Source organism: Mesorhizobium sp. M0633, from assembly GCF_040320645.1.
Classification (GTDB): domain Bacteria; phylum Pseudomonadota; class Alphaproteobacteria; order Rhizobiales; family Rhizobiaceae; genus Mesorhizobium.
Genome location: NZ_JAMYQC010000009.1, coordinates 204,056 through 219,507, shown reverse-complemented (window position 1 = coordinate 219,507; position 15,452 = coordinate 204,056). Strand labels below are relative to the sequence as shown.

General features: G+C 60.7%; 16 protein-coding genes and 2 pseudogenes. 13 read left to right on the top strand and 5 right to left on the bottom strand.

Annotation, left to right across the window (positions count from 1 at the left end; translation table 11 throughout):
- Positions 1–219: 219 nt before the first annotated feature.
- Complete coding sequence (locus NKI47_RS12775) at positions 220–1,116, bottom strand: LysR substrate-binding domain-containing protein (protein ID WP_023676118.1); 897 nt, start codon at positions 1,114–1,116, stop codon at positions 220–222.
- Positions 1,117–1,444: 328 nt separating this feature from the next.
- On the opposite strand from NKI47_RS12775, the gene NKI47_RS12770 reads away from it, so the two are divergent.
- The 3 genes from NKI47_RS12770 to NKI47_RS12760 all read left to right on the top strand — a co-directional run bounded on the left by NKI47_RS12770 (position 1,445) and on the right by NKI47_RS12760 (position 4,237).
- Positions 1,445–2,470: an aldo/keto reductase gene (locus NKI47_RS12770; RefSeq protein WP_352590436.1), complete on the top strand. Its 1,026-nt coding sequence runs from the start codon at positions 1,445–1,447 to the stop codon at positions 2,468–2,470.
- Between the two features lie 142 nt (positions 2,471–2,612).
- On the top strand, positions 2,613–3,335 hold the full coding sequence (locus NKI47_RS12765; RefSeq protein ID WP_352590419.1) for an SDR family oxidoreductase: 723 nt from the start codon (positions 2,613–2,615) through the stop codon (positions 3,333–3,335).
- A 68-nt stretch (positions 3,336–3,403) separates the two neighbouring features.
- The gene (locus NKI47_RS12760) at positions 3,404–4,237 is read left to right on the top strand and encodes an SDR family NAD(P)-dependent oxidoreductase (protein ID WP_352590416.1); all 834 of its coding nucleotides are present in this window, start codon (positions 3,404–3,406) and stop codon (positions 4,235–4,237) included.
- A gap of 117 nt (positions 4,238–4,354) precedes the next feature.
- Here NKI47_RS12760 and tnpC read toward each other — a convergent pair.
- Together tnpC and NKI47_RS12750 are read right to left on the bottom strand one after the other, a co-directional pair.
- Positions 4,355–5,061 (bottom strand): annotated as a pseudogene (tnpC, locus tag NKI47_RS12755) (IS66 family transposase); the annotation flags it as partial.
- 116 nt (positions 5,062–5,177) lie between these two features.
- Positions 5,178–5,774, bottom strand: coding sequence for a response regulator (locus NKI47_RS12750; protein ID WP_036238319.1), 597 nt, complete (start codon positions 5,772–5,774; stop codon positions 5,178–5,180).
- 335 nt (positions 5,775–6,109) lie between these two features.
- On the opposite strand from NKI47_RS12750, the gene NKI47_RS12745 reads away from it, so the two are divergent.
- Both NKI47_RS12745 and NKI47_RS12740 read left to right on the top strand, forming a co-directional pair.
- Positions 6,110–7,888 (top strand): chemotaxis protein CheB, encoded by a 1,779-nt coding sequence (locus NKI47_RS12745; protein WP_352590414.1) that lies wholly within the window; start codon positions 6,110–6,112, stop codon positions 7,886–7,888.
- 14 nt (positions 7,889–7,902) lie between these two features.
- A complete protein-coding gene (locus NKI47_RS12740) occupies positions 7,903–8,244 on the top strand; it encodes a response regulator (protein WP_352590412.1) in 342 nt (113 codons plus the stop codon).
- A gap of 67 nt (positions 8,245–8,311) precedes the next feature.
- Here NKI47_RS12740 and NKI47_RS12735 read toward each other — a convergent pair.
- Positions 8,312–10,613 (bottom strand): annotated as a pseudogene (locus NKI47_RS12735) (FdhF/YdeP family oxidoreductase).
- A gap of 147 nt (positions 10,614–10,760) precedes the next feature.
- Between NKI47_RS12735 and NKI47_RS12730 the strand changes: the two are divergent.
- From NKI47_RS12730 to NKI47_RS12710, 5 genes are all read left to right on the top strand, one after another.
- Positions 10,761–10,979 carry a hypothetical protein gene (locus tag NKI47_RS12730; protein ID WP_254818791.1) on the top strand — a complete coding sequence of 73 codons (219 nt, stop codon included), beginning with the start codon at positions 10,761–10,763 and terminating at the stop codon, positions 10,977–10,979.
- Entirely contained in the window at positions 10,900–11,451 is a 552-nt protein-coding gene (locus tag NKI47_RS12725) for a GFA family protein (protein ID WP_352590433.1), read from the top strand. The genes NKI47_RS12730 and NKI47_RS12725 overlap by 80 nt, the downstream gene beginning before the upstream one ends.
- A gap of 147 nt (positions 11,452–11,598) precedes the next feature.
- Entirely contained in the window at positions 11,599–11,757 is a 159-nt protein-coding gene (locus NKI47_RS12720; protein ID WP_023676108.1) for a hypothetical protein, read from the top strand.
- A 127-nt stretch (positions 11,758–11,884) separates the two neighbouring features.
- A complete protein-coding gene (locus tag NKI47_RS12715) occupies positions 11,885–12,064 on the top strand; it encodes a hypothetical protein (protein WP_031193315.1) in 180 nt (59 codons plus the stop codon).
- Between the two features lie 3 nt (positions 12,065–12,067).
- Positions 12,068–12,286 carry a hypothetical protein gene (locus NKI47_RS12710; protein WP_352590409.1) on the top strand — a complete coding sequence of 73 codons (219 nt, stop codon included), beginning with the start codon at positions 12,068–12,070 and terminating at the stop codon, positions 12,284–12,286.
- A gap of 43 nt (positions 12,287–12,329) precedes the next feature.
- On the opposite strand, the gene NKI47_RS12705 is transcribed toward NKI47_RS12710, so the two are convergent.
- Positions 12,330–12,596: a hypothetical protein gene (locus tag NKI47_RS12705; RefSeq protein ID WP_352590406.1), complete on the bottom strand. Its 267-nt coding sequence runs from the start codon at positions 12,594–12,596 to the stop codon at positions 12,330–12,332.
- Between the two features lie 447 nt (positions 12,597–13,043).
- Here NKI47_RS12705 and NKI47_RS12700 point away from each other — a divergent pair, with 447 nt between their 5' ends.
- The 3 genes from NKI47_RS12700 to NKI47_RS12690 are packed head-to-tail and all read left to right on the top strand — an operon-like array spanning position 13,044 to position 15,399.
- Entirely contained in the window at positions 13,044–13,760 is a 717-nt protein-coding gene (locus tag NKI47_RS12700) for a GntR family transcriptional regulator (RefSeq protein WP_352590403.1), read from the top strand.
- On the top strand, positions 13,760–14,854 hold the full coding sequence (locus NKI47_RS12695; RefSeq protein WP_352451596.1) for an LLM class flavin-dependent oxidoreductase: 1,095 nt from the start codon (positions 13,760–13,762) through the stop codon (positions 14,852–14,854). The genes NKI47_RS12700 and NKI47_RS12695 overlap by 1 nt, the downstream gene beginning before the upstream one ends.
- The gene (locus tag NKI47_RS12690; RefSeq protein WP_352590400.1) at positions 14,854–15,399 is read left to right on the top strand and encodes a flavin reductase family protein; all 546 of its coding nucleotides are present in this window, start codon (positions 14,854–14,856) and stop codon (positions 15,397–15,399) included. The genes NKI47_RS12695 and NKI47_RS12690 overlap by 1 nt, the downstream gene beginning before the upstream one ends.
- The last annotated feature ends 53 nt before the right edge of the window (positions 15,400–15,452 follow it).

The following is a 15,452-nucleotide window of genomic DNA, read 5'->3' as shown; positions in this document are numbered from 1 at the left end:
AACCGAAATCTCCACCCCGCGGGTTCCTTCCCTGGAGGCTTCCGGACGCCGGCCTCGAGCCACGCCATCTCAGTAGACGGCCGGCATCCGAAACCCATCACAACAGCGGACGTTGTTGGATTGCGATCCGCAGCACCAAGGTGACGAAGGCCGTCAATATTCTTCGCGTTGACAGCGGTTCTGTGGGAAGCGAAAGCTGCGTCCAATAGGAAGCTCGCGCTACCTCTTCTCCAGGCCTTTGAGATGTTCGATGAAGGCCCGCAGTTTGGGGTGAACTTGAGACCGCTGCGGGTAGTAGAGGTACACACCCGAGCTTGTCCCGGTGAAGTGGTCCAGAACGACTTCGAGCTTGCCGCTCGTCAACTTGTCGCTGATCGCTTCTTCAGGGCTGTAAACGACCCCTAAGCCGTCGACGGCCGCATCGATCGCCAGCAGAACATCATTGAGGATCAGCGGCCCCTTTACCTGAACCTCAAATTCCTTGCCGTCGCTCTCGAACTCCCACCGATCGTACACACGATTGCCAGCTCCCGCGCAGATGCAAGGATGGGCCAACAGGTCTTTTGGATGTTCAGGGTGCCCATGCTTGTCAAGGTAGGCCGGTGCAGCAGCCACAACCCATCGGACGGGACCGAAGAGTTTGAGCGCCACGACATCTTTGGCAAGGATGTCTGACACCCGTATTCCTGCATCAAACCCGCGCTCGAATATGTTGGTGGCCGCGTTCTCGAAGAAGATCTCAACCGTCACATCCGGGTACTTTTCGATAAAGGTCGCGATCAGCGGCCTAAGGAAGTTCGGATAGACGGTCTGCGGGACATTCAAGCGCAGACGACCGGCAGGCTTGTCCGCTGCGCTTCCCGCGTCCTTCATAGCGGAAAGGATCGCATCCAGCGCCGGTCCCGCCTGTTGCAGGAATTTCTCCCCGGCTTCGGTCAAGCTCGTAGCTCGTGTCGTTCTTGTAAGCAGGGTGACGCCCAGGCGAGTTTCGAGGTGTCTGATCATCTTGCTTATCGCAGGCGGCGAAACCCTGAGTGCTTCTGCCGCCGCCGTGAAGTTCCGCTTCTCGGCGACAAGCGCAAACGCCACAAGCCCATCAAGCTGATCCTTGTCCATTATGAACCTCTGGTTAATGTCGCATCAACCCGAATGCCATTTTTTGAAAAGAACGGCCATCGTATTCTGCGCTCACTTACGAAGACACAGCCGCAAACGCTGATGTGTTTCGGAGGTTGATCAAACCCAGTGGAGGTGCAGCACCATGAAGAACTATGCAGACGATTTCGAAACAGGCGCTCCCGAGATGCCAAGCCGCCGTAAATTGTTCGCCGCTGGGCTAGGCATCGCCGCAGCGTCGCTGCTGCCTCTTTCCGAGTCGAGAGCTCAAACGGCAACATCGGGTGCCGCAGCCACAGGTGCAAGGTCATCGAACCTTCAGCGTCGCATGCTCGGCTCGCTGGAAGTCTCTGCCATGGGGATGGGCTGCCAAAACTTTGCCGGGATGTACAGCCCGCCCACGAACAGGCAGGAGGCCGTGCGGATCATCCGGGCGGCGCATGACCGGGGCGTGACCTTTTTCGACGTCGCTGAAGTCTATGGACCCTTCCTGGGCGAGGATATTGTTGGCGAGGCGCTTTCGCCGATCCGCGACCAGGTGATCATCGCGACCAAGTTCGGCTTCGACATCACGCCCGAAGGCCAGGTCACAGGCGTCAACAGCCGCCCTGACAATATCAAGCGGGTGACCGAGCAACAGCTCCGCCGCTTGAAGACGGACTACATTGATCTTCAATACCAACACCGTGTCGATCCGACCGTGCCCGTCGAAGACGTGGCCGGAGCGGTGCAGGAATTGGTCCGTGAAGGCAAGGTCCGCCACTTCGGCCTGTCCGCTGCAGGCGAAGCGACCATCCGCCGCGCCCACAAAGTGCAGCCAGTCACGGCGGTGCAGAATGAATACTCTGTCTGGACCCGCGATCCGGAGGTGGAGGTTCTGGCGACCTGCGAGGAGCTTGGCATCGGGTTCGTGCCATGGAGCCCGCTCGGCATGGGATACCTGACCGGTACAGTCACCCCCATGTTCGTGCATGGCCCTGCCGACCTACGGGCCAACCTGCCGCGCTTCACGCCTGAAGCCCGCCGCGCCAACTGGCCGGTGGTCGAACTGCTACAGCGCGTAGGCGCACGTCATCAGGCTGCGCCCGGCCAGGTCGCCCTTGCCTGGTTGCTCGCCCGTAAGCCGTGGATCGTGCCCATTCCCGGCCCGATAACGGAGGACCAGATGGACCAGAACATGGACGCGCTGCAGGTCCAGTTGAGTGCGGCCGATGTCAAGGAGATCGATGACGGCTTTGCCCGGATCACGGTCCAGGGCGCGCGTCTCAGCCCACCAATGCTCGCGATGATCGATACCGGCGCAAAACTTGGAACGAGTTCCAAGGGCGGAACCGGCATGTCACCGGTCAGGTGACCAACCCACAAGAACCGACGGGCTGAAGTCTAGCCGGGTACCTGCGGCGCTTCTTGTCCGAGGCGCTGCCACCTCTGTGGTCCTCGCTCCGGTCTTTCCGGATCGGTAGGGCCAGCCAGAGAGCACAACGAAGGAGACTGCCATGAATAACAACAATCGGGTCGCTGTAATCACTGGTGCATCCTCCGGAATCGGTGAGGCGCTGGCACGTGAGCTTCTTTCAGAAGGATATCGCGTAGCCCTTCTAGGGCGGCGCCTCGAGCGTGTCGCGGCACTCGCAGACGAACTCGGCGAAGGCGCTATCGCGATCCAGGCTGACGTGACCGACCGGGACTCCATCGCTGGAGCCGCCGCGCGCGTCCAGGAGTTCGGCGGCGCCGATGTTCTAGTCAACAACGCAGGCGTGATGCTCACAGCGCCGTTTGGATCGGACAAGCGATCCGAGCATCGGCAGATGGTCGAAACCAATCTCCTGGGTGCCATGACTGTGACTGAGGTTTTCCTTGACCAACTCCGCGCCAAGAAGGGAGATCTGGTGAACATCTCTTCTGTGGCAGGTCGCGTAGCTCCAGCCGGGTTCGCTGCCTATTCGGCAACCAAATGGGGGATCAACGGCTGGTCCGAGGCGCTTCGCGTCGAACTCCAGCCAGACATCCGCGTGATAGTCATCGAGCCTGGTGCGGTGGCGACAGAATTATCCGACCACATCACACACGAGGAAAGCAAAAAGTCTGCTCAGGACTACCGCGACAACGTTGCAATTCCGGCTCAAGACATCGCCGAAATCATAGCCTTTGCTCTCAGCCGGCCGAAGCGGACGTCCCTCAACGGGATCCTGGTCCGCCCGACCGTGCAGGCGATGTGAACAACTGTCTTGCAGCCCCATGCGCCGCAAGATCGGTGAAGGGCTGACAACATGAAAGGACACATGAGATGAGTAACAAAGTGTGGTTCATCACCGGGGCAGGACGTGGCCTCGGCCTGGACATTGCCAAGGCGGCCCTGGCAGCCGGCCACAAGGTGGTCGCGACTGGCCGTAATCCAGACAAGGTGGCGAACGCTCTAGGTGCTTCCGACGACCTTCTTGTCGTGAAACTCGATGTCACCAAGGCCGCTGACGCCGACGCCGCCGCGCAGGCGACCCTTGAGCGGTTCGGACGGATCGACGTGCTGGTCAACAACGCGGCCAGCTTCTACGCCGGGTATTTCGAGGAACTGTCTCCCAAGCAGATGCAGTTGCAGCTAAGCACGAGCCTTGACGGTCCGATGATAGTGACGCGGGCGTTCCTTCCGGTCATGCGCAAGCAGCGCTCCGGCCAGATCGTCTCGATCTCCTCGACGGCAGGTCTGATGGGCTTTGAATTCTGCACAGCCTACTCTGCTTCGAAGTTTGGCCTCGATGGCTGGATGGAAGCGCTGCAGACTGAAGTCGGTCCGTTCGGCGTCGAGACGATGATCGTCAACCCAGGCTTTTTCCGCACGGAGCTTCTGACCGAGGAGTCCACTAGTTACGCGGAAATCGCGATCGAAGATTATCACGAGCGACGCACGGCACAGATTGCCTTCTGGACGTCCCAGCACGGCAAGCAGGGCGGTGACCCCGCTAAGCTGGCACGCGCTCTAATCACGCTCGCTGAGCAGGACGAACTGCCACGGCGCTTCCTCGCTGGCTCTGACGCTATCCAGGTGGCGGAGCAGAAGATTGCTCTCTTGCAGCAGCAGATCGAAGCGTACCGAGAACTGTCGAGTTCTCTCGCCATAGACTGAGGACGCTGGAACGCCCTGAGTCCACACCCTGCGTGCGGGCTTTGGGGCATTCGCCGATCCTCTATCTGCGTACCTTCCGAAGTCCGCTTTGGGCCGACTGTAGTCTTCGGGGCCACATTACTTCCCCTTGTAAGCCCAAGGCAGCAGCTCATCGATCCGGCTCTGCTTGTGACCGTTGACGATGGCGGTGAGCGTATTGGTCAGGTAGGCCTGCGAATCGACGGCGTTGAGTTTGCAGGTCTCGATGAGCGATGCGATGGTGGCCCAGTTCTCGGCTCCAGCGTCGTGCCCCGCAAAGAGTGCATTCTTGCGATTGAGGGCATCGGCCGGATGGTTCGCTCGACGCTGTTGTTGTCGATCTCGATGCGGCCGTCGGTCAGGAAGAGCTTCAAACCATCCCAATATTTGGCGATGTACGCCAAGGCCTCGCCGAGTGGAGACTTGGTCGCGACACGGGCGCGGTGATGGACGAGCCAGGTCTGCATGTCGGTGACCAGTGGCGTTGATCGTTCCTGTCGTCCGGCGAGGCGAGCCTCCGGATCAAGGCCACGCAGTTCGGCCTCGATCCGATCCAGTTCGCTGATCCGCTTGACGCCCTCTTCGGCGATAGGTGCTGCTCCGTTGCGGGTTATCTCCACCAGCTTGCGGCGAGCGTGTGCCCAACAATAGGCAAGCCGGATGTCCGAGCCGACACGGTCAGGTGCGATCAGTCTGTTGTATCCGGCATAGCCATCGACCTGCAGGATGCCGGAGAAGCCCTGCAATATCCGTTCGGCATGAATGCCCCGAGCGTAGGTGAAGGCCACACCAGGCGGAGCACCGCCGCAACTGGATGTTCTCAACCGAACAGGCGCGCCTCAAATTGGCCAAGGCCTATCCAAAGCCAACCGCCAAAGAGTCATAATCCATGTGCAGAGATACTAGTTGCCGGCGGGCATGGTCAGTGCAGCAGGTTTGCTCCGCGTGCCTTGACGATGTTTCGCATGATGCCGTTAAGCCAGTCCTCAGTGGAGGAACCGGATCGTCTCCTGTCGATCTCGCCGATCGCCTGCTCGAGCGTCCGCTCGACCAGCCGGTCGGAAGCGTCAACGTCTCCCAGCAGCAGACGCGCTGCGAGCCTGAGCTTAGGCAGCAGGGAAAATACGTCGTCTGACGGCTCGGTCGCCAGATTTCCGCTTGATGCTTTGGGCTCGGAGGGGAAGAGAGCATCGAAAACAGCCTGGCCGTCCGAGGATTTTCTGAGGCTGCTGGCATACCGAAGGCGCTCAGGAATAACGATGTCTTCGTCGCCGCTGAAAAACACGAACGGCACGCCGCGGCGCATCAGTTCGTCCGCGATCGGGAATACCCGTCTTCCGTTGAGATTGACGTCCAGGATTGCGGCTTCCGCCTCATCGGTATGCTTCGACGCCTGTTCGACTGTCGCCACGGGGCCAAGCACGACGGCGCCCATCTTGCTGAAATAACGTGCAAGATCGCCCGCCAGCATCCATTCGTCCTCGACGATCAGGATATGCAAGCCTTGCAGGTCGCGCACCTCATTGTTCCTTCTTTCTGCGGGAGTCACGGCTGTCGGCGCGGACATTTTGCTGGCTTTATCTCAGGTGGTCGTTTTGCCATTGGAACCGCCTCGAAAACCGGATGTTAATGCCCACCGGCGGTGCTTTGTTCCGTTCGAGGACTATTTACTGGCATGAGGCTCGGTCCGGTCCCTAAAGCACGTCGCGTTTTGCCGGCCTCATGCGACGCGCTTTAGGCTGTTGTTTTTATTCATCTCGTTATCGCAAAACCGCTGCACACTTTTGCGCGACATGCATTAGTCTGAGGTCCGATTTGGCGGTTTCGCAGCCGCGGCTGTTACCGAGGCGTGGCATGGTGTTCCAGAACGGAAGATTTCCCATTGTCGGCGTCGGCGCATCGGACGGCGGCATTCCCGCGATGGAGGGCCTGTTCAAAGGGCTGACCGGCGGCACCGGCATGGCGTTCGTCGTCGTCACTAATCTGAGCCCAGAGCGCGAAAGCCTGCTGCATGACGTTATCGCACGTTACACCGGCATGCCGGTCATCGTCGCCGAGGAGGGCATGGCGGTCCAACCCGACCAAGTCTATGTGATGCCGCAAAACGTCGTCCTCACCATCCGTAAGGGCGCGCTTTCGCTGCGCCGGCCGAACACGCTTAACCGCGAGCGCAAACCGATCGACATCTTCTTCCGTGCACTGGCCGAGGACCAAGGGGAGTACGCCATAGGCATCATCCTGTCGGGGGGCGATTCGGACGGCACGCTGGGCGCCCGGGCGATCAAGGAACATGGCGGACTGACGATTGCCCAAACCTCCGACGGTTCCGGCGCGCGCAACCCGGACATGCCGCAAAGCGCGATTTCGAGCGGCCTGATCGATATCGCAGCGCCCGCCGAGGAGATCGGCGCAAAGCTTCAGGCGTTTGGCCGCGGCTTCAATGTGCTGAACGGGCTGGCCGAGGGGGGTGGCGAGCACAAGGCTGACATGGATCGGGCCGCCGATGAAATCGACCCCACTCTGCGCGGCCATTCCGGTCACGACTTTTCCAGCTTAAAGACGAAGACGTTCTCCGTCAATGAAGAGGCACAGTCGACCAATGAGCTTGAGGCCTCGAAGGAGGAAATGCAGTCGCTCAACGAAGAGCTAAACACCATCAACGCGGAGCTGACCGGCAAGATAGAGGAACTCGATCGCGCCAACAGCGATCTCAGAAACTTGTTCGAAAGCACGGAAATCGCCACCATCTTCCTCGACCGCAACCTTGTGGTGCGGACCTTTACTCCCGCCGCGTCATCGTTCTTCAACTTGCGTCCGTCCGATGTCGGCCGACCGCTGACCGATCTTTCGAGCCAGCTCGACTACCCCGAGTTGAAGCGGCACATCCAGGCGGTGTTCGAGACGGGAGAGACCCTGAACCATCACCTTGCGCGCGACGACAAGGGCCGGTTCTATCTGGTTCGCATCAACCCTTACCGGGACAAAGGCGGCAGCATCCAAGGCGTGGTCGTGACCATGATCGACGTGACGACGCTGGCGCAGGCGGAAGAGCGTCAGCAGGTGCTCATCTCGGAGCTGAACCATCGCGTCAAGAACATGCTGGCGGTCGTCGCCAGCATCACCAACCGGACGCGCGAATACTCGGCGTCGAAAGAGGAGTTCGCCGAAGCCTTGATCGGGCGCCTGCATGCAATGTCACGAGCCTATAGTCTGCTCTCGCGCGAGAGCTGGACGGAAGCCTCCGTCGAGGAACTGCTGCACCAGGAACTCGAAGCCTTCGGGGCCGAACGGTTCGAGCTCGATGGCAAGCGGGTAAGCCTCAAGCCTGTACAGGGGCTTTCGTTCGGCATGGCAATCCATGAACTGGCGACCAATGCCGCCAAATATGGCGCACTGTCGAAGCCTGCCGGGCGGATAATTGTGAAATGGTCGGTGGTGGATGGAACCTTCAAGCTCGTCTGGCGCGAGAAGGGCGGCCCTCGCATCAAGGAGCCAACCGACAGCGGCTTCGGCCTTACCCTTCTGCGCGGAGAAATCGGCTATAGGCTGGGCGGAAAAGTTGAAACAAGTTTCCGCTCAAATGGTTTGGAGGCGGAAATCGCATTCCCTCTGACCCGCGAGGAATCGTCGTGACCGGAAAGGTGCGTGTGCTGATCGTCGAGGATGAATGGCTGATCGCCGACGATGCGGCGGCTTACCTGCGCAAAGCCGGCCATCAGGTGGCTGGACCTGTTTCGTCGGTGACGGCGGCACTCCGGCTCATTGGCGAAGGCGGCGTCGACGCGGCGTTACTGGATATCCAGTTGAACGACGAAACCAGCTATCCCATTGCGGAAGCGTTGCGGACGCGTGGTGTTCCGTTCGCCTTCCTCTCCGGCTTTGGCGAACGCGAAATTCCGGCCGGGTTCCGCGCTTGCAGGATCGTGCAGAAGCCGGCGAGCCAGAGTGCGATCCTGAATGCCGTGGATGAACTCGCACGAGCCGGCTGAGGTCGCGATTTGAAAGTCGCGCCAGGTCACATCGGCGTGGTGCGTGCCTGCCGCGAACGACAAACGCCTATGGCAATATCCGCACCGGTACCGATTTGACCGCCGGAACATGAGCCTTTTCGGCTCTGTGCCACAAAGGAACCAGCGGGTTGAGCTCGGGATAAATAACCGGCACAATTTCCCTCCGGCACCGAGTAAGGCGTGATGCGCAGTCCGTGCACGCGGCGCTCCACACCGTCCTGCGCGTTGGCTTCGAGATCGACCTCCTGTCCCACGCTCAAACCGAGGCGCTGGATATCTTTCTCGCTCATCAACAGCACCATGCGTGTGCCGCTGATGCCGCGCAGCCGGTCGTTGTAGCCGTAGACGGTCGTGTTGAACTGATCGTTGGAGCGGACCGTGATCAGTGTCAGCACATCATCGCCGGCGACATCGATGTCGGGATCGGTTTCAAGGCCACTTGGCAGCTTGAAGTTGGCCTTCTTGTTCGGCGTCTCCCACACCCGCTTGCTCGCCTTGATGTCGCGATGGAAGCCGCCGGGCGTCAGGAAACGCTCGTTGAAGTCGCGGAAGTGTTGGGGGTAGCAGCGCTCGATTTCGTCGCGGATGCGGGAATAATCCCCAACCCACTCGTCCCATGGGATCGAACTCCTGCCCGGCACTGTCGCCTTGGCAAGCTCGGCAACGATCCTGGGTTCGGAAAGCAGATTCGGCGAAGCCGGAGGTCGCGATCCGAACGAGCCGTGGATACAGGCGGTGGAATCCTCGATCGACACTCTTTGGTCGCCGCTTGCCTGATGATCTCTTTCCAGCCGTGACAGGCAAGGCAGCAAATAGGTTGTCCGCCCGGCGATCAGGTGACTCCGGTTGAGCTTGGTCGCGATCTCGACATGCAGGTCGAGCCCACGCCAGGCTTTCTCGACCAGGCCGGTTTCCGGCACGGCCCGCACGAAATTGCCGCCGAGCCCGACGAAGCCCTTGACCGATCCGTCGATGACGCCTTCGCACGTCTCGACCGTATCGAGACCTTTCTCGCGCGGCGGTTCAAAGGCGTAGAATTCGGCGAACTTGTCGAGCGGGACGAGCTCGGGCTTTTCCGATATGCCGACGGTGCGCTGCCCCTGGACATTGGAATGGCCGCGCAGCGGCGAAATGCCGGCGCCGGGTTTTCCGATATTGCCGCGCAGCATGAAAAGGTTGCACAGCATCTGGACGTTCTCGGTGCCGTGCCGATGCTGGGTCAAGCCCATGCCGTAATTGCCGATCACCGCGTTGGCATGGCTGTAGACCTCGGCGACATGCTCCAGGTCGGTCTGCGCAATGCCGGATCGCGCGACGATATCGCTCCACTGGGTTTTGCGCAGGAAGGCTTCGAATTCGGCGAAGCCATGCGTGTGCTCGGCGATGAAAGCCGGGTCGAGGACACGCGTCCTGCCGCTTTCGCGGGCGGCATCGTCGAGCGCCAGCAAGGCCTTGGCGATACCCGTCATCGCGGCGATATCGCCGCCCGAACGAACCTGGAAGAAGTCGCTGGACATTTTGGTGCCAGGCCCGGGCGACAGCATGTCGACAGGGTTTTGCGGGTTCTTGAAGCGTTTCAGTCCCCGCTCTGGCAAGGGATTGAAGGTAAAGACGGGCACGTTGCGTTGACGTGCCTCTTGCAGCGGATGCAGCAGGCGCGGCGCCGTCACCCCGGTGTTGTGCCCGAAGAAGAACATCATGTCGCATTTCGCAAAGTCTTCGAGCTGCACGGTCCCGACCGGGGAGCCGATCGATTCCGGCAAGCCGACCGAGGTCGATTCATGACACATGTTGGACGAATCGGGCAGGTTCGAAGACCCATAGATTCGTGCAAAAAGCTGGTACATGAACGAGGCCTCGAGCGAGGCGCGGCCAGACGTGTAGAACACTACCGATTTGGGATCGAGCCGCCGCAGTTCGGCAGCTATGTCGCGGAACGCATCGTCCCAGGAGACCGGCTCGTAACGGTCGGTGGCGGCATTGTAGCGCATGGGCTCGGTAAGCCTGCCCTGCTTCTCCAGATCGTGGTCCGGCCAATCGAGCAGTTCCGTCACCGAATGCTCGGCGAAGAAAGCGGTTTCGCAGCGCAGCTTGGTCTGGTCCCACATCGTCGCCTTGGCACCGTTTTCACAGAATTCGAACGGTCTCGGCTGGGCTGGCTTTGCCCATGAGCAAGACACGCACATATAGCCGTCGGCCTTGTTCTGCTTGAGCAGCGTGCTCCATATCCCGGACAATAGCAGGCCTTCGCCGCGCGCCTTGCGGACCAGGGATTTGAGCGATCCCCAGCCGCCTGTCGGGTGGTCGTATTTCTTGGTTTGGATGCGATCGGTTACGGCGGGTTTCATGCAAGCCACTCCCTGTAGAAGAGCACTCATACGAACCCCGCGGTGAGGCTGAATGTTCCGGGCTGGGTCCGTACCGTCACGCCGGTCCGTCTCGCCGGAACCATTTCCGCCATCGTTTGTTCGGCTCGAAGAAAGGAGCCGCGCGAAATGGAGCGACGTAACGCGTTAATTGCGATGGTGATTTCGGCCATTATTATCGTCGGCTTTCTCATAGGCTTTTTGTACGGCGATATGGGCTGGCAAACCTCGCCGCTCAAAAGAGCCCCTGAGCAGAACCAGGGTGGCAATGCTCCAGCCGACACCTCGCCTGCCGCCGGCATCAAAAAGAACCCCAAGGAAAATACCGAAATGCCAGGCCAGCAATGACGTAAGGCCAGCAATGAAATCCAGCAGCAAGGCAATACCACGAACTGAAACGGGGTCCTGTTTTTGCGGCGCCATAACGGCGGAGATGCGCGGCGAGCCTTTCTGGATTTGCTCCGATCACGATGACGACTGCCGCAAGGCGATAGGAAGCCCACTAACGGTGTGGGTCGGTTATCGGCCTTCCGAATTCTCGTTGCTCACCGGCACGCCGAAGACCTTTTCGAAAACCCCAGGCGTGCTTCGGTCCTTCTGTGCGGATTGCGGAACATCGATCGGCTATGTCGACCAGGGCCTGCCCGACGAACTCTATCTGGCGATCGGCTTCCTCGATCATCCCGAACGGTTTCCGCCGCAGGCTCACGCATATTGGGACATGAGGCTTCCCTGGGTCGACTTTCCAGACGAGCTGCCGCGGGTGGGGACGTATTCGAGGCGGCGAGATCCGGCGTTCGGAAATCCGGCAGACCGATAGCCTACTGCCCGCCTGCAGGTGGAAAAGTACCGTTCGCAGCCTCGTACGAAAACGACAATTGGCGCGCGGCCGAAAACGCGCGATCATGTGCCAATGGGCCGCCGTTTGGATGACAAGCTCGATTGCAAGGCGTGCGGGACGATCCTGATGGAGATTCCCGACAACCCGAAGGATTCGACGCCGATCCATTGCAGCAATTGCGGCGCCTATCTCGGCGAATGGGGCGATCTGCAGGAGGATTTCTTCAGGCAGGCGTTCGGTGCCCAGGCCTTCGATCTGAACAACGGAAACATCATCAAGAAATAATCCTGGATCCCGCCGGCCCCAAGCCACGGCCTGTGGACCCGGCTCGTTGCGGCAATCACCGTTAGTATCGGACCCTCGGGAACCTTTCTCCCGAGCCGCTTGTTTGGGTGGCGGAAGGAGAAACGCCATGAGCACAAAACCTCCGCCTGTGCCGCCGAAGAATCTGAGCCCAAAGGGCGCCGGTGACAAAAAATCGGTAGCAGCCGACCAGGCGCCGCAATCGACCGTGCCGGATCCCGACAAGCAGGGCCAGCAAGGCAATACGAAGGTCAACACCACCCATCAAGGCAACGTCCAGGATCGCTAGGTCATGTCCACGTCGAAGAAGACTCCTGCCAGCATCCGCCAGGGCGGTCCCGGCGCCGCGCACGAAAACGCCAAGAAGCCGCTGAGCGTCGAAAAGCCGCCGGCCGACTCCGACCGTCGCAGCCACAGCAAGGTCTCCGGCGGCGGCGGCGAACGCGACAGCCACCATACCCACGACCCCGAAAAGAAAGGCGACACTCGGCCCGCGCATCAGGGCAAGTGAAGTCGGGCGGCGACGCGATGATCGGTGTGGTTCGAGCGAAGTGTCAGCGGGGACGCCGCGCCGAGGCGAACGGCACGACATTGTCGACATTTGCCACCGGCAAGTCGAACAGCATCGGAAGCCCGCGCGTCGCGGCCATTTCCACGATCAGCTCCTCGATGGAGTGATCGGTCAGACGGGTCTCGACGCCCAGCCGGATCATCGCCGCCAGCTTGTGCACCGGCACCGGCACGGACTTCGCCCGGTCGTCGAGCAGCTTGCTGATTTCGATCACGACGTCGGCGTCGATATTCCTGGGCAAGTCTCGCATAAGCGCCTCCCCGCCAAACGAAACGAAAAGCCCGCCGCACCTTTCGACACGGCGGGCGATCCAGTAATGCGTACCGGCGAGGGGATCGGGGTGGGCGTGCCGGCGCGCGCAGATCGCAAGTAATTTTAGTTAAATCCGTCAACTTCGATGTGTCACGGAAAAACGTCTGTACGTTTTTTACCGAACCGCACGGATCGTTAGCTGTCCCCGCCGTCGCGCGGCGCGGCAGCACAGATGGCGCGATCCATTGCCCTCCGGACAGCGAACTCAAACAGTATACATTATAAACTTAAAACATCTTGCCAGGTGATCCAGCCTATGCTCCACTTGAGCCGGGAACATGGCTGATAGGTCGATTTCTGACGACACGTGGCTGCATTTCAAACGGCACGACTACGAGAACACAGCCTCAAACGATATACGAAATCTTCGCATGGGAAGGCGTGGATGACGGAAACGATAGAGCTCAAACGGGTTGGCGATGGCAATCTGCGTGCCCAGGTCTATCAACAAATCCGGTTGACGATACAGCATGGCGAATTGGCGCCTGGCCAGAAGCTCGTCGACGTCGATATTGCCGCCCAGCTCGGTATTTCCAGAATGCCTGTTCGCGACGCCTTGATGCAGTTGGTGCATGAGGGCTATCTCGTCGGCACCACACGCGGCTTCACCCTGCCCACGCTTACCGCGACGGATGTCGCCGACATCTTCGAGGTCCGCCGCTTGCTCGAGCCGCGTGCCGCCGCGCACGCCGCACGGACACTTGACGCCGCTGGCCTCAAGACGCTGGCAGCCGCGCTTCGGGAGGCCGAGGCTGCGGCCGCCGCCGGCGATGCCGACCGCTTTTTCCAGGCCAATTCGGCATTCAGGAATTGTTGGCTCGGCGCCGTCGCGAACGAGCGCCTTTCACAAACGATTGCAAGGTTCGCCGATCACGTGCTCGTCGTCCGCTTAAGGACGCTGTCGCACCAGCCGACGCAGGCCGTTATCGTTGCCGGCATGCGCGCAATCTATGAGGCATTCGTCAAGCGCGACGCCGTCGCCGCTTACGACCGCATGACCCACTTCATTCAGAACGCCGAGGAGCGTTTCATGAAGCTGAGCCCGCCGTTTCAAAACTCCAACGGTGAAGGTGAGGGCATGTCGCGTCGGGGGAAAGCATGATCAGGAAGCAGCACCCGCTGAAAGGGCCGAACAGGTTCAAGCTCGGCGTCTTTTCAATGAATGCCGATGGCGGCCTGGCAATGACCACCGTTCCCGAGCGCTGGCGTGCCCGCTGGGAAGACAACCTCAACTCCGCCTGTATCGCCGATCGCGCCGGCCTCGAGTTTCTGCTGCCGATCGCCCGATGGCGCGGCTTCGGCGGTCTGACGCATGTGCGGGAATGGTCGTTCGAGACTTTCACCTGGGCGGCGGGACTTGCTGTCGCCACCGAGAACATCGGCCTGTTCATGACCGTGCATGTGCCGCTGGTACATCCGCTGCAGGCTGCAAAAGCGCTGGCGACGGTCGACCACATCTCCAACGGGCGGGCTGGCTTGAACATTGTCTGCGGCTGGAACCCCGACGAGTTCGCGATGTTCGGGCAGACGGTCGGCGATCGAACCTACGATCAAGCGGAGGAATGGATCAACATCATCGTGCGTGCCTATCAATCGAGGGAGCCGTTCGACTTCGGCGGCGAGTTCTATGATCTGAAGGGGGTGGTCAGCCGCCCGCCAAGTCTGCAGGCGCCACGACCGGTGACCATGAACGCCGCCTTCGGCGCGCCGGGGCGCAACTATGCGGCGCGCCACTGCGACTATTTGTTTTCGACTTTTTCCGAAATTGCCGACGGCCGTGCGCATGTGGTCGACATTACCAACCGCGCGGCCGAAGTCGGGCGCGAAGTCGGCGTCTATACGGTCTGTCACGTCGTCTGCCGGGAGACCCAGCAGGAAGCCGAGGACTACTACCGGCACTACGCGCTGGAATGCGCGGACGAGGGTGCGGTCGACGAGCACATGCGCAAGAAGAAGGAATTCGCGAACTCGCACGATGCGAAGGCTTTCACCGAATATCGGCAAAGGTTCGCCGGTGGTGCCGGAACGTTCCCGCTCATCGGAACGCCGGAAAAGATCGTCGACGATCTCACCGAGATCATGGACCAGGGTTATTCCGGCGCCGCCCTCACATTCGTCAACTACACCTACGAATTGCCCTTCTTCTGCGACCGCGTGCTGCCGCTGATGCGCCAGGCCGGGCTTCGAGTCAATTGATGCCGGCGGCCGCCATTCCGACCCCGTGGGTGCATGGGCACGACGCCATCAATCCGCGCGCCTTCAAGCAGGCGATGCGGGCCGTGGCGGGCTCGGTCGCCATCCTCGCATCGGAACATGACGAGATCGGTTTTTGCGGCATCACGGCGACGGCTCTCTGCTCGTTCAGCGCCGAGCCGCCGTCGCTGCTGGCCTGCGTCAACCGCGGCAGCACCTTTGCCTCGGCCATTCGCGAAGGTTTGCCGTTTTCGGTCAATCTTCCCGCCGGCGACCAGGAGAACGTTGTACGTGCCTTTGGCGGCATGACCAAAGCCAAGGGCGCCGCGCGGTTCTCGACCGGATCATGGGTGCGTGGCGAAACCGGCGCGCCCTTGCTTGTCGGCGCACGGGCAATATTCGAATGCCGGGTGGCCGAAATCATTGTGCGGGCGTCGCACATGATCGTCATCGGCATCGTCTCAGGCGTCGCGCTGGACCGCGCTGACCGATCGCCGGTCTTCTACGCGCATGGACGGTTCCTGACAGTAGGAGATGATGCCAACTAACCGCCGTTCACGCGGCGGCGCAGCGATTGCAATTTCAGATCGGCCCGATCATG